Raw genomic sequence first — 13806 nt, 5'->3', positions numbered from 1 at the left:
GTCGCCCTTGCTTCCAGCCAGCGATTCCGCCGCGCCGACATTGGGGCTCGAGATTAGAAGCAACCCGGTTATCAGCGAGAAGACTGCTTGTTTGACGCTTATAGATTTCATTTCTCCCACCCATTGAATACGTCGAAGGCCGACGAGTGTCGGTCTATTTGGAGGCAGCTATGGCGCAGGCCCCTGCAGTCGTGACCTTGTACTTGCTGCGCGCGGACTGGCAGGATTTCAACGCCAGCGCCTCCGCAGCCTTCTGGGATGTTGCATTCAGATAAGCACCGCAAATAGTGAATTCGGTTGCCCAGTTGAATGGCGTCATCGCATAGGCCGAGTGACCGCCAGCCGCCACATAGTCCTTGTAATTCTTGCCGCAGCCTCCGATTGTACCCGGTGCAAAATAGACCGGAAAGCGGCTGTCGCCCTTGCTTCCCGCCAGCGATTCGGCGGCGCCGACATTCGGTGCAGAGGCCACAAGCAGTGCAAGTACCGACATGGTTGCTCGCTTGATTGATAAAGATTTCATTGCCAAACCCATTTGAACCCCAAACACTGAAATATATTCGCCTACTTGGAGGCAGCGATTTCGCAGCCGCCGCCTGTTGTAACTCTGTAACTGTTGCGGGCGGCCTGACAGGATTTCAACGCCAATTCTTCGGCAGCTTGCTGTGACGGTGCATTCAAGCGCGAGCCGCAGATGATGTACAGAAAACGCACCCGGGAATACGGAGTGGTTGCATAGGCTGAATGGCCGCCGGCCGCTACATAGGCCTTGTAGGCCCTGGTACACGGATCCTTCGGGCTCTGCGGCAAATAGGGATAGAAACGGGTCTCGCCCTTGCTTCCCGCCAGCGACTCCGCTGCGCCGATGCCAGGGGTCACTAATATAAGCAACCCTGCAAGTAAATGCACAGTTGTTCTCTGAAAAACCCGCCGACTCATCTTCGCCCAATCCCCATTGGTATTTGCGATGATCAATAGCCGTGATTCTTTCGTCTGGCCAGATCGAGAAGCAAAAAATAGTCTGGAGATGTGGTGGGTTGTCTCCCGCGCAGGGTCACACCCTGCCGAGTGCAGCGACGACCCGCTGATACAATTCGGCCGTCGGCTCGTCGAAGCAGCAGAAAATGACGGTTTCCGGAACGATGTTCTGGCCGATGAAGGCGCTCACGGTCCCGACAGCAATTTGCGTCGCCTGATCCTTCGGATAGCGGTAGGCCCCGGTCGAGATCGCTGGAAACGCTACCCTCCGGCAGTCCTTTGCGGCGGCGATTTCGAGCGACCGGCGATAGCAGGAGGCGAGCAGTTCGGCTTCTCCTTTGCTGCCGCCTTGCCAGACCGGCCCGACCGTATGGATGATGTAGCGCGCGGGCAGCTTGTAGCCCTTGGTGATTTTTGCGTCTCCGACCTTGCAGCCATGCAAGGTCCGGCATTCTGCCACAAGCTCGGGGCCGGCCGCGCGGTGAATGGCGCCGTCGACGCCGCCGCCTCCGAGAAGAGAGGTATTGGCGGCGTTGACGATGGCATCGACCGCCAGCTTCGTGATGTCGCCGGTTTGAATGCGAATCCTCTGGCCGGTATCGCTCATCTCACATCCTGAACACGCCGAATTTTGTCTCCTCGATCTCGGCGTTGAGCGCGGCCGAAAGGCTGAGCGCCAGCACCTCGCGGGTCTTGGCCGGGTCGATGATGCCGTCGTCCCAGAGCCTTGCCGACGAATAGAGCGGGTGCCCTTCATGCTCGTACTTCATCAGGATTGGCTTCTTGAATTTCGCTTCCTCCTCGGCGCTCCATTCCCCGCCCTTGCGCTCGATGCCTTCGCGCTTGACCACGGCAAGCACTGTTGCCGCCTGCTCGCCGCCCATCACCGAAATGCGGGCATTCGGCCACATCCACAGGAAGCGCGGCGAATAGGCGCGTCCGCACATGCCGTAATTGCCGGCGCCGAACGAGCCGCCGATGATCATCGTTACTTTCGGCACCTTGGCGGTGGCGACCGCCATCACCAGCTTGGCGCCGTCCTTGGCGATGCCGCCGGCCTCGTATTTTCGCCCGACCATAAAACCGGTGATGTTCTGCAGGAAAATCAGCGGAATCCTGCGCTGGCAGCACAGCTCGATGAAGTGCGCGCCCTTCAGCGCGCTTTCCGAAAACAGCACGCCATTGTTGGCGACGATGCCGACCGGCATGCCGCTGAGATGGGCGAAACCGGTGACCAGCGTGGTGCCATAATTCTGCTTGAACTCATCGAACTCGGAGCCGTCGACGGTGCGGGCGATTACCTCGCGCACGTCGTAGGGCTGGCGCAGATCCGTCGGCACGATGCCGTAGAGTTCATGTGGATCGTGAAGCGGCGGAATCGATTTCTGTAAGGCAAGGCTTACAGTCTTGTTCCGATTCAGGTTTTTGACGATACGCCGGCATATGGCCAGCGCATGCTCGTCGTCGAGCGCATAGTGGTCGGCAACGCCGGAAAGCCTTGTGTGCACGTCGGCGCCACCGAGGTCCTCGGCGGTGACGTCCTCGCCGGTGGCCGCCTTCACCAGCGGCGGCCCGCCGAGAAAGATGGTCGCCTGGTTGCGCACCATGATTGTCTCGTCCGACATCGCAGGCACATAGGCGCCGCCGGCCGTGCACGAACCCATGACGCAGGCGATCTGCGGAATGCCGGCGGCCGACATGTTGGCCTGGTTGTAGAAGATGCGGCCGAAATGATCGCGGTCGGGAAACACCTCGTCCTGGTTGGGCAGATTGGCGCCGCCGCTGTCGACCAGATAGACGCAAGGCAGATTGTTCTGCAATGCGATCTCCTGTGCACGCAGATGCTTCTTCACCGTCAGTGGATAATAGGTGCCGCCCTTCACCGTGGCGTCATTGACGACGACCATCACTTCGGTGCCTTCGACGCGGCCGATGCCGGCGATGAGGCCGGCCGAAGGGATGTCCTCGCCATACATCGACCATGCCGCGAACTGGCCGATTTCGAGGAAGGGCGAGCCTGTATCGAGCAATTGGGCTAGGCGTTGCCGCGGCAGGAGCTTGCCGCGGGAGACGTGCCGCTCACGCGCCTCTTCCGAGCCACCGCGCTCGATGGCGGCGGCTTTTTCAGCAATATCGGCGACCAGCGCCCGCATGCGCTCGGCATTGGCGCGGAAGGCATCGGAGGCGGACGACATCTGAGAGGTGAGGGGGGCCATGGCGCTACCGGATCAGCTCGATCTTGCAGCCGACATCGAGGTCGCCCCAATCGCGATCAGCGGTGACGGCAATGGCATTCTCGCGAATTGCCAGCGCCAGGCAAGCCCGATCGCCCAGCGACAAGCCGCGATGCCGCGTCAATTGGCGAAGCTGCCCAGCGGCGATGCCCATCGCGTCGTCGAAAACGGCGATCGGCATGCCGAGACTGGCGAGGTCGTCCGCGGCCTGTTCCATGCTGCGTCCCTTGTCGATCAGCTTGGCGATGATTTCGGCCGCATTGACCGAACTGCATTGTGCATCCGGCGCGAACCCCAAAGCATTATCGGTGCCTTGCTCGTTGAGCAGGATTGCGAGCGCCGCCGAACTGTCCATGACGTAGGGCTTCATTTCGCCCGCTTTCCTGTCGTCCCTTCGGCGTGAAGCCGGTCCAGACGCTTGTCGCTTCGACGCTGCTCTTCCCGCCGCTCCTTCAGAAATTCGTCGACGACGCTTTCACCGGGCTGTTTCAGCGTCGACAATTCGGCCTGGACGCGTCGCAGATTCTGCAGCCACGATCTTACCCGCAGCTCGCCGTTTTCGACATGAAGGATCATGTCCTCGCCAGGCTTCACGCCCATCTCCTCGCGCATCGCGGCAGGAATGACGAAGCGCCCGCCCTCGCCAAGCTTGACACGCTCGCGTTTCGCCGGAGCACGAAGCTGTGGTTGGCGAGCGCCGGCATCGAACCGTGCTTGCGGATCTTCGTCAAATCCGGACTTTCCCGTTTTGCCAGCCATGGTCCGTCTCGCCTGTGTTGTGGCACATATTCCGAAGTATGCCACATCGTGCGGCTTCTGGCAAAATCTCAAAAAGACGCCATCAGGCGCCCTCTACCATGATTTCCCGCCCGATCAGCCAGCGACGGATTTCGCTGGTGCCGGCGCCGATCTCGTAGAGCTTGGCGTCGCGCAAAAGCCGGCCGGTCGGGTAGTCGTTGATGTAGCCGTTGCCGCCCAAAAGTTGGATGGCGTCGAGCGCCATCAGCGTTGCCTTTTCGGCGGCGAAGAGAATACAGCCGGCAGCATCCTTGCGGGCCGTCTCACCGCGATCGCAAGCGGCGGCCACGGCATAGACGTAGGCGCGCGCCGCGTTCATCGTCGCATACATGTCGGCTAGCTTGCCTTGCACCAGCTGGAACTCGCCGATCGGCTGGCCGAACTGCCTGCGTTCGTGCACGTAAGGGATCGCCACGTCGAGGCACGCAGCCATCAGCCCGATCGGGCCGCCGGCCAGCACGGCGCGTTCGTAGTCGAGGCCCGACATCAGCACCTCGACGCCGCGCCCTTCCTCGTGCAGCACATTGTCGAACGGCACTTCGACATTCTCGAACACCAGCTCGCCGGTGTTCGAGCCGCGCATGCCGAGCTTGTCGAGCTTTTGCGCCACGGAAAAACCGGCAAAGGCCTTTTCGACGATGAAAGCGGTGATGCCGCGCGAATGGAGTTCCGGATCGGTCCTGGCGTAGACGACCAGCGTCTCGGCATCCGGCCCGTTGGTGATCCACATTTTGGTGCCATTGAGCACATAGCGATCATTGCGCTTTTCGGCGCGCAGGCGCAGCGACACCACATCGGAGCCGGCTCCCGATTCCGACATCGCCAGTGCGCCGACCTTCTCGCCGCTGCAGAGCGAAGGCAGATATTTTTCCTTCTGCGCCTGCGTCGCCCAGCGGTTGATCTGGTTGACGCAGAGGTTGGAATGGGCGCCGTAGGAGAGGCCGACCGAGGCCGAGGCGCGCGAAATCTCCTCCATCGCCACGACATGGGCGAGGTAGCCCATGCCGCTGCCGCCGAAATCGGGATCGGCGGTGATGCCGAGCAGGCCGAGCCCGCCGAGCTCCGCCCACAGATGTGCCGGGAATTCGTTCGAGCGGTCGATCTCGGCGGCGATCGGTGCGATCTTTTCCTGGGCGAAGCGCCGCACCAGGTCGCGCAGCGCCTCGATGTCTTCGTCAAGCCCGAAGTTGAGCGTATGCGTGTACATGCCGTTCCTCCCGGCGCACGACCGCGAAAATCGGGATCATGCGCGAAATCAAAGTGCTGCAGCGTCCGTTGCGCGCTCGAATGGACGCACGGCGCCGTGGCTCGTCCTCGCGCCATCGCTCTTTGCTCCAACAAGGCGCATTGTCATTGCTAGATATGTAGCGGTGACTTCGGCGATCGACAGCCGTTCGCCCGGCCGGAACCAGACGATGACGCCGGTCATCATCTGGATCAGCGCCATGGCGGTGAGCCCGGTGTCTTCGATGCTGAATAACCCCCCTTCGACGCCGTCGCGCAGGATGGCGCGCAGCTCCTTCTCGTAGGCCGTGCGCATGCGCAGGATCTGCGTGAGTTTTTCATGCGACAGGCTGCGCAGCTCCATGTTCGAGACATGGGTGGAGTGGCGGCGTTCGATATGGAAAGCGATGTGGTTTTCGACATAAGCGGCAAGCCGCGCTGCCGGATCGGCGCCGACAGGGCGTGTTGCGCGCCACGCCTCGATCAAGCCTTCCATATGCTCACGCATCAGCATGAACAGAAGGTCCTGCTTGGTCGGGAAGTAGCGGTACAGCGCCGCTGCCTGGACGCCGACCTCGGCCGCCAGTTGGCGCATCGACATCGCCTCGTAGCCAAGACGCGCAATCAGGCTGACCGCCGCCTCGCGGACCGCAGCTTCGGTCTTCTCTCCGTCGGAACCGGTCGTACGCGCCATGACAAGCCGCCTTTTCGCAGACAATAAAACAAACGTTCAATTAATTCAAGAACCGAGGCATGTCCGGGCAGGGGCAATGGCTTCAGATTTGCTCTATCTGCACCCTGGAGAATTTTGTGCGATGGAAGCGAATGAGCAGGACCATGCCTTGCTAGGCAACAATCCTGAAATCGGCCGACGTGTCGCGAGCCTCGATCTCTTCGACATCGACCTTTGAAACCGCTGCCCCCGGCGGCCCTTGCCAAAGCCGTTCGATCATTGTCGAGACCGCCGCACCGGTCCCTGCGATCAAGGCTGTCACCGAGCCGTCAACTTCGTTGCGCACCCACCCGGCAAGGCCAAGCGCCGACGCCTCGCGCCGCACCCAAACCCGGTAGCTGACGCCTTGCACCTTGCCGTATATGCGTACCTGCACCGTACGATCGGTCATCGCGCTCTCCATCCTTTGAGTCGAGTCTGGCGCATCGCCGTGCAAATTCAACCGCGCAACGTGCATCGAAGGTCTCTCTCCGGTCGCTATCCGCCAGCTTCACGTGCGAGATAGGCGGCGTCTCCATTAATGATTGACTAAGTCAAATAATAGGCGATCATGGCCCTGACGGAGCGGTCCGTCCGAAGGAGGTCGACATGCCGGCCGATCGGAATGCCCTTGTCGCGGAGATACGTGGCTTCAATCGCTTCTACACGCGCCTGATCGGGCTGCTCGACCTGAGCTTGACGCACGGCGCCTATACGCTGGGCGAGGCGCGGCTGCTGTTCGAATTGGGCGGCCGATCCCGCGCTGTCGCCAATAGCGGCGGTGAGGCAGGGTTTCTTGCACGGGCGTTCCATCTCGATCTCCGGCCGGCGGCCTCCGAAATCGCTGCCGAACTCCGGCTCGATCCGGCCTATGTCTCACGCGTCCTGAGGAGGTTCGCCGCCGCTGGCCTGACCGAGACACGCTCTGACCCAGCCGATCGGCGCAGACGTATCCTGTCGCTGACCGCTCGCGGAAGTGCTGAGCTCGCCAGGCTTCAGGCTGCGGCGGATCGCGACCTCGCCCGGCTGACGGCCGGCCTCGCCGATGACGCGGCTGCCGAATTATCGGACGCCTTGAAGCGCGTCATGCGCCTGCTCGGGGAGAAATAGCGGGCAGCACTGGAATCCCGGCGTTGCGCTCTTCAGTTCCCCCGCGCTGCCGCCAGTGCGCCAGGCAGTTCCTCGGCAAAGATGTCGAGCTCGTGATCGAGGCCGACACTGACCCGGATGCAGCGGTCGAGAACCGGCACCATCGGCTTGCGGATGAAGACGTCGCGTGACAACAGCGCCTGCAGCACTTTCAGTGCGAAAGCGCCGTCGCGGCCGCAGTCGATGGTGACGAAATTGGTCGCCGAAGCCAGCGGCTTCAGCCCGTTCGCTTCGGCTATTGCGGCGATACGCCGGCGGCCGGCGGCGACCCGCGCCACTACGCTATCCAGCCAGGCCTGATCGGCAAGCGCCTCGACACCGGCGATCTGCGCCATGCGGCTGACGCCATAGTGGTTGCGGATCTTCTCGAAGTCCCGACTCACCTGGGCCTCGGCCACCGCATAGCCGCAGCGTATGCCGGCCAGCCCATAGGCCTTGGAGAACGTGCGCATGCGGATGACGTTCGGCCGCGCCACATCGATCGGCGGCAGCGCTGAGGCTGGCCCTAATTCGCCATAGGCTTCGTCGAGCACCAGCATTGTGGTCTCCGGCAAGGCTTCGATGAAGCGGCTGAGCTCGGCGGCTTCCCACCAGCTGCCCATCGGATTGTCCGGATTGGACAGGTAGACCAGTGGCGCCTTTTCCCTGGCCACTGCCGCCAGCAGGCCGTCGAGGTTTTCCCGATCGTTCTCGTAGGGCACTGCGACCAGCCGGCCGCCGACGCCGGCAACATGAAAGTTGAAGGTCGGATAGGCGCCGAGCGAGGTCACCACCGCATCGCCCGGCGCCACATACATGCGCGCAACCAGGCTGAGCAGCCCGTCTATGCCTTCGCCGACGACGACGTTTTCGGCGCCGACACCGAGATGCCGGGCCACGGCTACCTTCAAATCGTGATTGTCAGGGTCGCAGTACATCCACATGTCGCCGGCAATCTCGGCCATATGGGCAACGACGCGCGGCGAAGGGCCAAAGCTGCTCTCGTTGGCGCCGATACGGGCGCGAAAGGCGCGGCCGCGGTCGCGCTCCTGCGCCTCAGGGCCGACAAACGGCACTGTAGAAGGAAGCGCGGCGATAAGTGGCGTAAGGGGAGGGCGCATGGCAAAGGCTCGTTCGAAAAGGGGCCTTCTTGCTAGCTTGCTGGCTGGGCCTGCGCAAGTTCCAGGGCCAGCGGCAACGGTCAGGCTGGATTCTACCGGATCATTTTGCTAGCGAGACATGATGAGCAACCGACTGCCGCCCGCCTGGTCCAAACATATAAAGTCCCGCTCGGCGCCGAAAGTGGAACCGCCGAAAGCCAAACCATTGTCGCGGGCGCAGGCTGACGACATGCTGCTGAAACAGGCGTATGACTTTCAGCAGGCCAAGCGGTTGGCTGAGGCTAAGGAACTGTGCCGTCGCGTGCTGGAGCGCACGCCCAACCATCCCTTGGCATTGTATATTATGGGCACGCTATTCATCGGGCTCGACGATGAAATTGCATTGCGATATTTGTCGCGAGCCGTCGGCGAGGAGCCTCGAAACCCCTATTACCACCTTAGTCTGGGTGAAACCTATCTGAAGGTCAGCGAATATTCGCCCGCAATCACGCATATCCAGCAGGCCTTGAAGTTGAAGCCGGATTTGCTGGAAGCGCTTTGCGCGTTGGGACGCGCTTACGTCGAATTCGACAAGGCTGACATGGCTCTGCCGCTTTACGAGAGAGCGCTCAAGATCAACCGCGATCATCCTCGCGTTCGGGCGGGATTGGCCAGCGCACTCATCGGTCTCGGCCGCATGGACGAAGCCGAAATCTATCTGAAAGAGGCGATCGAACGTCGCATCGCCATGCCCGCCGCCTATAATGAGCTTGTGCGCACGCGCAAATTCACTGAAGAGCCGGCGGAACTTAAGTCCATCTTGCGCGAGCTTGGCAACCCAAAGCTTGACCCGGACAGTGCGATGACACTTCATCACGCTGCCGGCAAGGTGCTGAACGACCTTAAGCGCTATGACGACGCGATAGATCATTTCAAGAAAGCCAAACAGGTCGCCGGCTATAAGTTCGATCTGGAAACCTATCGCCGCTGGGTCGACTCCACGATCGAGTTCTTCAACCCGGATATTTTGGCTGCCAAGGCGGCTTATGGAAGCCCATCGGAAGTGCCCGTGTTTGTATTGGGCATGCCCCGCTCGGGGACCACCCTGACCGAGCAGATTTGCGCGAGCCACCCGGATGTTCACGGCGCAGGAGAACTTAGCAAGCTAAGACGAACCGCAAATGCTATCGGCCTTACGAGGCTTTCGGCACAGGGTTTGGGCCAATCGATCGTGCCGATCACCCCCGACCTAGCCAAGATGCTGACCGAGGGGCACCTGTCCTACCTTCGTGAGCGTGCGCCGACCGCACTTCGCATAGTCGACAAGATGCCCCAGAATTTCGAACTGATAGGCCTCATAGGCCTTCTTTTCCCCAACGCGCGGATTATTCACTGTCGCCGCGACGCCATCGACAATTGCCTCTCATGCTTTTTCCTGAATTTCTCCAAGGGACACAGCTACATCACCGACCTGCAGACGCTCGGGCTGTATTATCGTGAATATGATCGCCTGATGCGACATTGGGACAAGGTTTTTCCGGGACGCATCTTCGAAAGTCGCTACGAGACGCTGGTTGCGGATCAGGAGGCACAATCGCGCCGTCTGATCGATCATCTTGGATTGCCCTGGGACGATGCCTGCCTGCGCTTCTTCGAGAATGACGGTTCGGTCAACACGGCCAGTCGCTGGCAGGTTCGGCAACCCATCTACAACTCGTCCATCAAGCAATGGAAAAATTATGAGAGCAAGATCCAGCCGCTGATTGACGCCTTGGGCGACCTGGCCGAACTTTGAACAAGTAGGTGCGACAAGGCCCGTTAGAACGAGCGATGTAAGCGAAGCATGCCGCCGACGCCGGCCATATGAAAATTGAAGGTTGGGTTGGCGCCGAGCGAGGTCACCACCGCGTCGCCGGGCGCCATACATGCGCGCCACCAGGCTGAGCAGCCCGTCTATGCGTTCGCCGACGACAACATTGTCGGCGCCGACGCCGAGGGGAGGGCCCTCGCTAGCCTGCCGGCTCGCCCGGCGCAAGTTCCGCGGCAGGTGGGAACGTCAGGCTGGATTCTCCCGGATCATTTTGCTAGCGAGACATGATGAACAACCGACTGCCGCCCGCGTGGTCCAAGCATATAAAGTCTCGCCCGGCGCCGAAAGTGGAACCGCCGAAAGTGAAACCGCCGTCGCGCGCGCAAGCTGACGACATGCTGCTGCGACAGGCGCTCGAACTTCAGCAAGCCAAGCGGCTCCCGGAGGCGGAGGAATTATGCCATCGCGTTCTCGCCCGCACGCCCAACCACCCGCTTTCGCTCTATATACTCGGCACGTTGGGGCTCGGCGTCGACGATGAGTTGGCTCTCAAATATTTTGCGCGGGCAGTAAGCCAGACGCCTCAAAATCCATATTTCCACCTTAGCCTGGGAGAGGCCGGTCTGAAACTTGGCGACAGCTTGCTTGCGATCAGGCACCTGCAGCGCGCCTGCGAATTGAAGCCCGACCTGGTGGAAGCGCTTTGCGGACTAGCACGTGCCTACGTCAACTTCGACAAGGCCGAGATGGCTTTGCCCCTTTACGAGAAGGCGCTAAAGATCAACGGCGACCATCCCATGGTCCGGATTGGTCTGGCTGGTGCGCTCACCGGCCTCGGCCGCATGGACGAAGCCAGAGCCTATCTCGATCAGGCAATAGAACGTCGCGTCGATGTTGGGGCAGCCTACAATTACCTGGTCGACACGCAAAAGTTCACCGAAAAACCTGCCGAGCTCGACTCTATCCTGCGCGAATTGTCCAATCCCAGGCTCGAACCGGTTGCTGCATCGCAGCTCCATCACGCCGCAGGCAAAGTGCTGAACGATCTCGAGCGCTATGAAGAGGCGATGGATCACTTCAAGAGGGCGAAAAAGGCCGCTGGTCACGATTTCGACCAGGAGTACTACCGCCGAAGTGTCGATTCCATGATCGAGATATTCAGCCCGTCACTATTGGAAGCCAAGGCTGGCCACGGCAGTCCGTCCGAAGTGCCTGTGTTTGTGCTGGGCATGCCCCGGTCGGGGACGACGCTGACCGAGCAGATCTGCGCGAGCCATCCGGATGTCCATGGCGCCGGGGAGCTTACGAAGCTGCGGCGAATCGCGAACTCGATGGGCTTTAGAACACTGTCGGATGAGGACCTGCGCAATTCGATCATGTCGATGACGAGGGATCAGTCGAGGGCGCTGGCCGAAGAATACCTGTCCTATCTGCGCCAGCACGCGCCCGCCGCGCTCCGCATCGTCGACAAGATGCCGCACAACTTCGAGTTTATCGGCGTGATCGGAATTCTCTTTCCCAACGCGCGCATCATTCATTGCCGGCGCGATGCCATCGACAATTGCGTGTCCTGCTTCGTCCTGCATTTCACCAAGGACCACGGCTACAACGCCGACCTTGAGACACTCGGCCTATACTACCGCGAATATGATCGCTTGATGCGGCATTGGAATAAGGTCTTTCCCGGACGTATTTTCGAAAGCCGCTACGAGACGCTGGTTACGGATCAGGAGAAGCAGTCGCGCCGTCTCATCGATCATCTTGGATTGCCTTGGGACGATTCCTGCCTGCGCTTTTTCGAGAAGGACAGGTCGGTCAATACCCCCAGCCGCTGGCAGGTCCGGCAGCCGATCTATACATCATCGGTCAAGCGCTGGAAAAAATATGAGAGTACGATCCAGCCGCTGATCCAGTCGCTTGGCGATCTCGCCGAGATTTGATTTGGAGTTGGCGGTCCACATTGCGTGGATCGTGATATCTGAACCGCGCAGGCTTACGGCTGATTTCCAGCGTGCGGCCAGATATCAGTCGGTAGAATTTCTCAGCAACTGGCAGAGAACGATCGCGACTTGTAACCGACGCCATGCTCACGCGGCTGGTAGTGGAGTCGCGCCGATACGAAAAACCCGGCGGTCGCCCGCCGGGTTCAATCTCAATCTAGCTCGGACTGTTAGAATGAGCGCTGGAAGCGGAGCATGCCGCCGACGCTGTCCTTGTCGTCGGCATTGGTCCAGTTGCGATCGTAGGCTTTGTCAAACTGACCGTCGCGGGCCCAATCGACTTCGGCAGTGATCGTGAGACCGGGAACGATATCGTAGGCAATGTTCGCGGCGACGCCGTAGTTTTTGTCATCGTCAGCCGACGCCTGGAGGTTGAACGAGGTCTTCTCGTTTATGGTGTAAGTGCCACCACCCCAGACTGCCCAGTTGCCGCCCCATTGCTTGTAGAAGTTGCGGTCGATGTTGTCGTCCGAACCGTAACCGGCCATGAGGAACAGTGTCAGGTTCTGTATCGGCGTAACGTCGACGCGAACCTTGCCGGCCCACTCCTCCCAGGTGCTGTCATAGGCGGCGACACCGGTGATCGAGCCCCAGCCCTGCGTGTATTTGATACCGCCGACGACATACGGGACATAGCTGTCGATGGAATCATTGCCGCTGTTGCTGTCTTGGAAAATGCCAGGATCCGCAGCGGCACTGCCCGAACCGGTTTCCAACGATGCCACGGCCGAGAAGCCGTTTCCGGCATCGAAGTAATACTGGACGACGTTGGTGTCGAAGCCGCCGTAGGGGACCAGCGTATCCTGGATGACGTTGCCGGCGTAGCCGATGAAGGTATCAAAGGCCGATTCGTCCTTGCCGACGCGCAGACCACCGAGCTGGACCCAGGCAAAGTTCAGCGAAACGCTCGTACCGCCATTGAAGTTGTCATCAAGGTAATCGTTGTGGTTACCCCAGTTGAAGCGCGTCTCGGTGTAGGTCTTCAAGGTGCCGAGCTCGGTTTCCTGGCCGGTCCAGGTCTTCAGCGTGAAGCGGGCGTGCTTGTAGTAAGTATCCTGCGAGTCGCCGTCCTGCTGATCGGTGGTCTTTGCACCGTCGAATGAGCCGACGTCACCGATGCCGATGTCATAGCGGACGTAGCCGCCGATGCGCAGGCAGGTTTCGGTGCCGGGGATGTAGAAATAGCCAGCGCCGTAGACGTCGCAAATCTTGACGTATTCAGCGGGTTCCGGCTCGGCGACGACGACGGCGTCGGCGGCGCGCGCACCGGAAACTGCGATCAGTGCCGCAGCGGAGCCGAGAAGAAGGCTCTTGATGTTCATTTTCTGACCTCCAGTCAGAATCGGGACGGAGGTCGGCGAAAAGCAACTCGTTGGGTTGGTTTTTATTTATATTTCAAATAGATAGGTCCTAAGGCCGTCAGCGAGGCTCTGTCGGCCAAAAACGTTTACTCGCAAAGGCCTTGCCCGAACCGGTCTTGAAATATCGCTCGAGTTGCCGTGCGTTGGCCTCGGTTTCAACCCCGATGTAGGCCTTCAAGATTACAGCCAGATAAGCCTTAGTCGAAGTCACATAGCCTGATCGGTGCGAATCAAAACGGCGTCGAAGATCGTTGATCGATCCGACATAGACATCGCCGTTACGGAGTTGCAGAAAATAGACGTACCACATGGTCCCCCTACGCTACTTCGTAGCTTCGGGCGACACCCTACGCCCAAAATGCGGCTTAGGGTGGCCTGCCCCCCGCAGCCCGCAGGGCGGTGGGTGGCGGAGAGGATGGGCTTGGAACCCCCGAGAAGCGTGTGCCCGCTACGCCCTGAGC

15 protein-coding genes and 1 pseudogene are annotated in these 13806 nt (G+C 60.5%); 3 read left to right on the top strand and 13 right to left on the bottom strand.

Annotation, left to right across the window (positions count from 1 at the left end):
• Positions 1 to 154: 154 nt before the first annotated feature.
• From NKI58_RS29080 to NKI58_RS29040, 9 genes are all read right to left on the bottom strand, one after another.
• Positions 155 to 535, bottom strand: a complete 381-nt coding sequence (locus tag NKI58_RS29080; RefSeq protein ID WP_245274740.1) for a hypothetical protein — start codon at positions 533 to 535, stop codon at positions 155 to 157.
• A 29-nt stretch (positions 536 to 564) separates the two neighbouring features.
• Complete coding sequence (locus tag NKI58_RS29075) at positions 565 to 939, bottom strand: hypothetical protein (RefSeq protein WP_352786087.1); 375 nt, start codon at positions 937 to 939, stop codon at positions 565 to 567.
• A 115-nt stretch (positions 940 to 1054) separates the two neighbouring features.
• Positions 1055 to 1585 (bottom strand): O-acetyl-ADP-ribose deacetylase, encoded by a 531-nt coding sequence (locus NKI58_RS29070; RefSeq protein ID WP_352785786.1) that lies wholly within the window; start codon positions 1583 to 1585, stop codon positions 1055 to 1057.
• 1 nt (position 1586) lies between these two features.
• A complete protein-coding gene (locus NKI58_RS29065; RefSeq protein ID WP_352785788.1) occupies positions 1587 to 3194 on the bottom strand; it encodes a carboxyl transferase domain-containing protein in 1608 nt (535 codons plus the stop codon).
• Between the two features lie 4 nt (positions 3195 to 3198).
• The gene (locus tag NKI58_RS29060; protein ID WP_023677795.1) at positions 3199 to 3582 is read right to left on the bottom strand and encodes a type II toxin-antitoxin system VapC family toxin; all 384 of its coding nucleotides are present in this window, start codon (positions 3580 to 3582) and stop codon (positions 3199 to 3201) included.
• The gene (locus NKI58_RS29055; protein WP_352591975.1) at positions 3579 to 3971 is read right to left on the bottom strand and encodes an AbrB/MazE/SpoVT family DNA-binding domain-containing protein; all 393 of its coding nucleotides are present in this window, start codon (positions 3969 to 3971) and stop codon (positions 3579 to 3581) included. The genes NKI58_RS29060 and NKI58_RS29055 overlap by 4 nt, the downstream gene beginning before the upstream one ends.
• An 82-nt stretch (positions 3972 to 4053) precedes the next feature.
• On the bottom strand, positions 4054 to 5217 hold the full coding sequence (locus tag NKI58_RS29050) for an isovaleryl-CoA dehydrogenase (RefSeq protein ID WP_352454356.1): 1164 nt from the start codon (positions 5215 to 5217) through the stop codon (positions 4054 to 4056).
• Between the two features lie 48 nt (positions 5218 to 5265).
• Positions 5266 to 5928 (bottom strand): TetR/AcrR family transcriptional regulator, encoded by a 663-nt coding sequence (locus NKI58_RS29045; protein ID WP_352591978.1) that lies wholly within the window; start codon positions 5926 to 5928, stop codon positions 5266 to 5268.
• 151 nt (positions 5929 to 6079) lie between these two features.
• Positions 6080 to 6358, bottom strand: a complete 279-nt coding sequence (locus NKI58_RS29040; RefSeq protein WP_352785793.1) for an acylphosphatase — start codon at positions 6356 to 6358, stop codon at positions 6080 to 6082.
• 197 nt (positions 6359 to 6555) lie between these two features.
• Between NKI58_RS29040 and NKI58_RS29035 the strand changes: the two genes are divergently transcribed.
• Positions 6556 to 7056 (top strand): MarR family winged helix-turn-helix transcriptional regulator, encoded by a 501-nt coding sequence (locus NKI58_RS29035; protein ID WP_352785796.1) that lies wholly within the window; start codon positions 6556 to 6558, stop codon positions 7054 to 7056.
• Positions 7057 to 7088: 32 nt separating this feature from the next.
• Here the strand turns inward: NKI58_RS29035 and NKI58_RS29030 are convergent, their stop codons facing one another.
• Entirely contained in the window at positions 7089 to 8195 is a 1107-nt protein-coding gene (locus tag NKI58_RS29030) for a pyridoxal phosphate-dependent aminotransferase (protein ID WP_352785799.1), read from the bottom strand.
• A gap of 121 nt (positions 8196 to 8316) precedes the next feature.
• Here NKI58_RS29030 and NKI58_RS29025 point away from each other — a divergent pair, with 121 nt between their 5' ends.
• Entirely contained in the window at positions 8317 to 9969 is a 1653-nt protein-coding gene (locus tag NKI58_RS29025; protein WP_352785802.1) for a tetratricopeptide repeat-containing sulfotransferase family protein, read from the top strand.
• Between the two features lie 44 nt (positions 9970 to 10013).
• Here NKI58_RS29025 and NKI58_RS29020 read toward each other — a convergent pair.
• Positions 10014 to 10164, bottom strand: a pseudogene (locus NKI58_RS29020) (pyridoxal phosphate-dependent aminotransferase); the annotation flags it as partial.
• 107 nt (positions 10165 to 10271) lie between these two features.
• On the opposite strand from NKI58_RS29020, the gene NKI58_RS29015 reads away from it, so the two are divergent.
• Positions 10272 to 11924 carry a tetratricopeptide repeat-containing sulfotransferase family protein gene (locus tag NKI58_RS29015; protein ID WP_352785805.1) on the top strand — a complete coding sequence of 551 codons (1653 nt, stop codon included), beginning with the start codon at positions 10272 to 10274 and terminating at the stop codon, positions 11922 to 11924.
• A 230-nt stretch (positions 11925 to 12154) separates the two neighbouring features.
• Here NKI58_RS29015 and NKI58_RS29010 read toward each other — a convergent pair whose 3' ends face one another.
• Together NKI58_RS29010 and NKI58_RS29005 are read right to left on the bottom strand one after the other, a co-directional pair.
• Positions 12155 to 13306, bottom strand: a complete 1152-nt coding sequence (locus tag NKI58_RS29010; protein WP_352449013.1) for a porin — start codon at positions 13304 to 13306, stop codon at positions 12155 to 12157.
• 97 nt (positions 13307 to 13403) lie between these two features.
• On the bottom strand, positions 13404 to 13655 hold the full coding sequence (locus NKI58_RS29005) for a GIY-YIG nuclease family protein (RefSeq protein ID WP_352785809.1): 252 nt from the start codon (positions 13653 to 13655) through the stop codon (positions 13404 to 13406).
• Between the last annotated feature and the right edge of the window lie 151 nt (positions 13656 to 13806).

It is taken from the genome of Mesorhizobium sp. M0522 (genome assembly GCF_040321085.1).
Taxonomy (GTDB): domain Bacteria; phylum Pseudomonadota; class Alphaproteobacteria; order Rhizobiales; family Rhizobiaceae; genus Mesorhizobium.
Note: the sequence above shows the minus strand (reverse complement) of the source record. Positions and strands in the feature narration are given on the sequence as shown.

What these genes read in the sequence shown, in the direction of transcription:
- NKI58_RS29035 (WP_352785796.1), top strand. Translation starts at nt 6,556, where the DNA reads ATGCCGGCCGATCGGAATGCCCTTGTCGCGGAGATACGTGGCTTCAAT.
- NKI58_RS29065 (WP_352785788.1), bottom strand. Translation starts at nt 3,194, where the DNA reads ATGGCCCCCCTCACCTCTCAGATGTCGTCCGCCTCCGATGCCTTCCGC.
- NKI58_RS29070 (WP_352785786.1), bottom strand. Translation starts at nt 1,585, where the DNA reads ATGAGCGATACCGGCCAGAGGATTCGCATTCAAACCGGCGACATCACG.
- NKI58_RS29025 (WP_352785802.1), top strand. Translation starts at nt 8,317, where the DNA reads ATGAGCAACCGACTGCCGCCCGCCTGGTCCAAACATATAAAGTCCCGC.
- NKI58_RS29045 (WP_352591978.1), bottom strand. Translation starts at nt 5,928, where the DNA reads ATGGCGCGTACGACCGGTTCCGACGGAGAGAAGACCGAAGCTGCGGTC.
- NKI58_RS29080 (WP_245274740.1), bottom strand. Translation starts at nt 535, where the DNA reads ATGGGTTTGGCAATGAAATCTTTATCAATCAAGCGAGCAACCATGTCG.
- NKI58_RS29005 (WP_352785809.1), bottom strand. Translation starts at nt 13,655, where the DNA reads ATGTGGTACGTCTATTTTCTGCAACTCCGTAACGGCGATGTCTATGTC.
- NKI58_RS29055 (WP_352591975.1), bottom strand. Translation starts at nt 3,971, where the DNA reads ATGGCTGGCAAAACGGGAAAGTCCGGATTTGACGAAGATCCGCAAGCA.
- NKI58_RS29010 (WP_352449013.1), bottom strand. Translation starts at nt 13,306, where the DNA reads ATGAACATCAAGAGCCTTCTTCTCGGCTCCGCTGCGGCACTGATCGCA.
- NKI58_RS29015 (WP_352785805.1), top strand. Translation starts at nt 10,272, where the DNA reads ATGAACAACCGACTGCCGCCCGCGTGGTCCAAGCATATAAAGTCTCGC.
- NKI58_RS29075 (WP_352786087.1), bottom strand. Translation starts at nt 939, where the DNA reads ATGAGTCGGCGGGTTTTTCAGAGAACAACTGTGCATTTACTTGCAGGG.
- NKI58_RS29060 (WP_023677795.1), bottom strand. Translation starts at nt 3,582, where the DNA reads ATGAAGCCCTACGTCATGGACAGTTCGGCGGCGCTCGCAATCCTGCTC.
- NKI58_RS29040 (WP_352785793.1), bottom strand. Translation starts at nt 6,358, where the DNA reads ATGACCGATCGTACGGTGCAGGTACGCATATACGGCAAGGTGCAAGGC.
- NKI58_RS29050 (WP_352454356.1), bottom strand. Translation starts at nt 5,217, where the DNA reads ATGTACACGCATACGCTCAACTTCGGGCTTGACGAAGACATCGAGGCG.
- NKI58_RS29030 (WP_352785799.1), bottom strand. Translation starts at nt 8,195, where the DNA reads ATGCGCCCTCCCCTTACGCCACTTATCGCCGCGCTTCCTTCTACAGTG.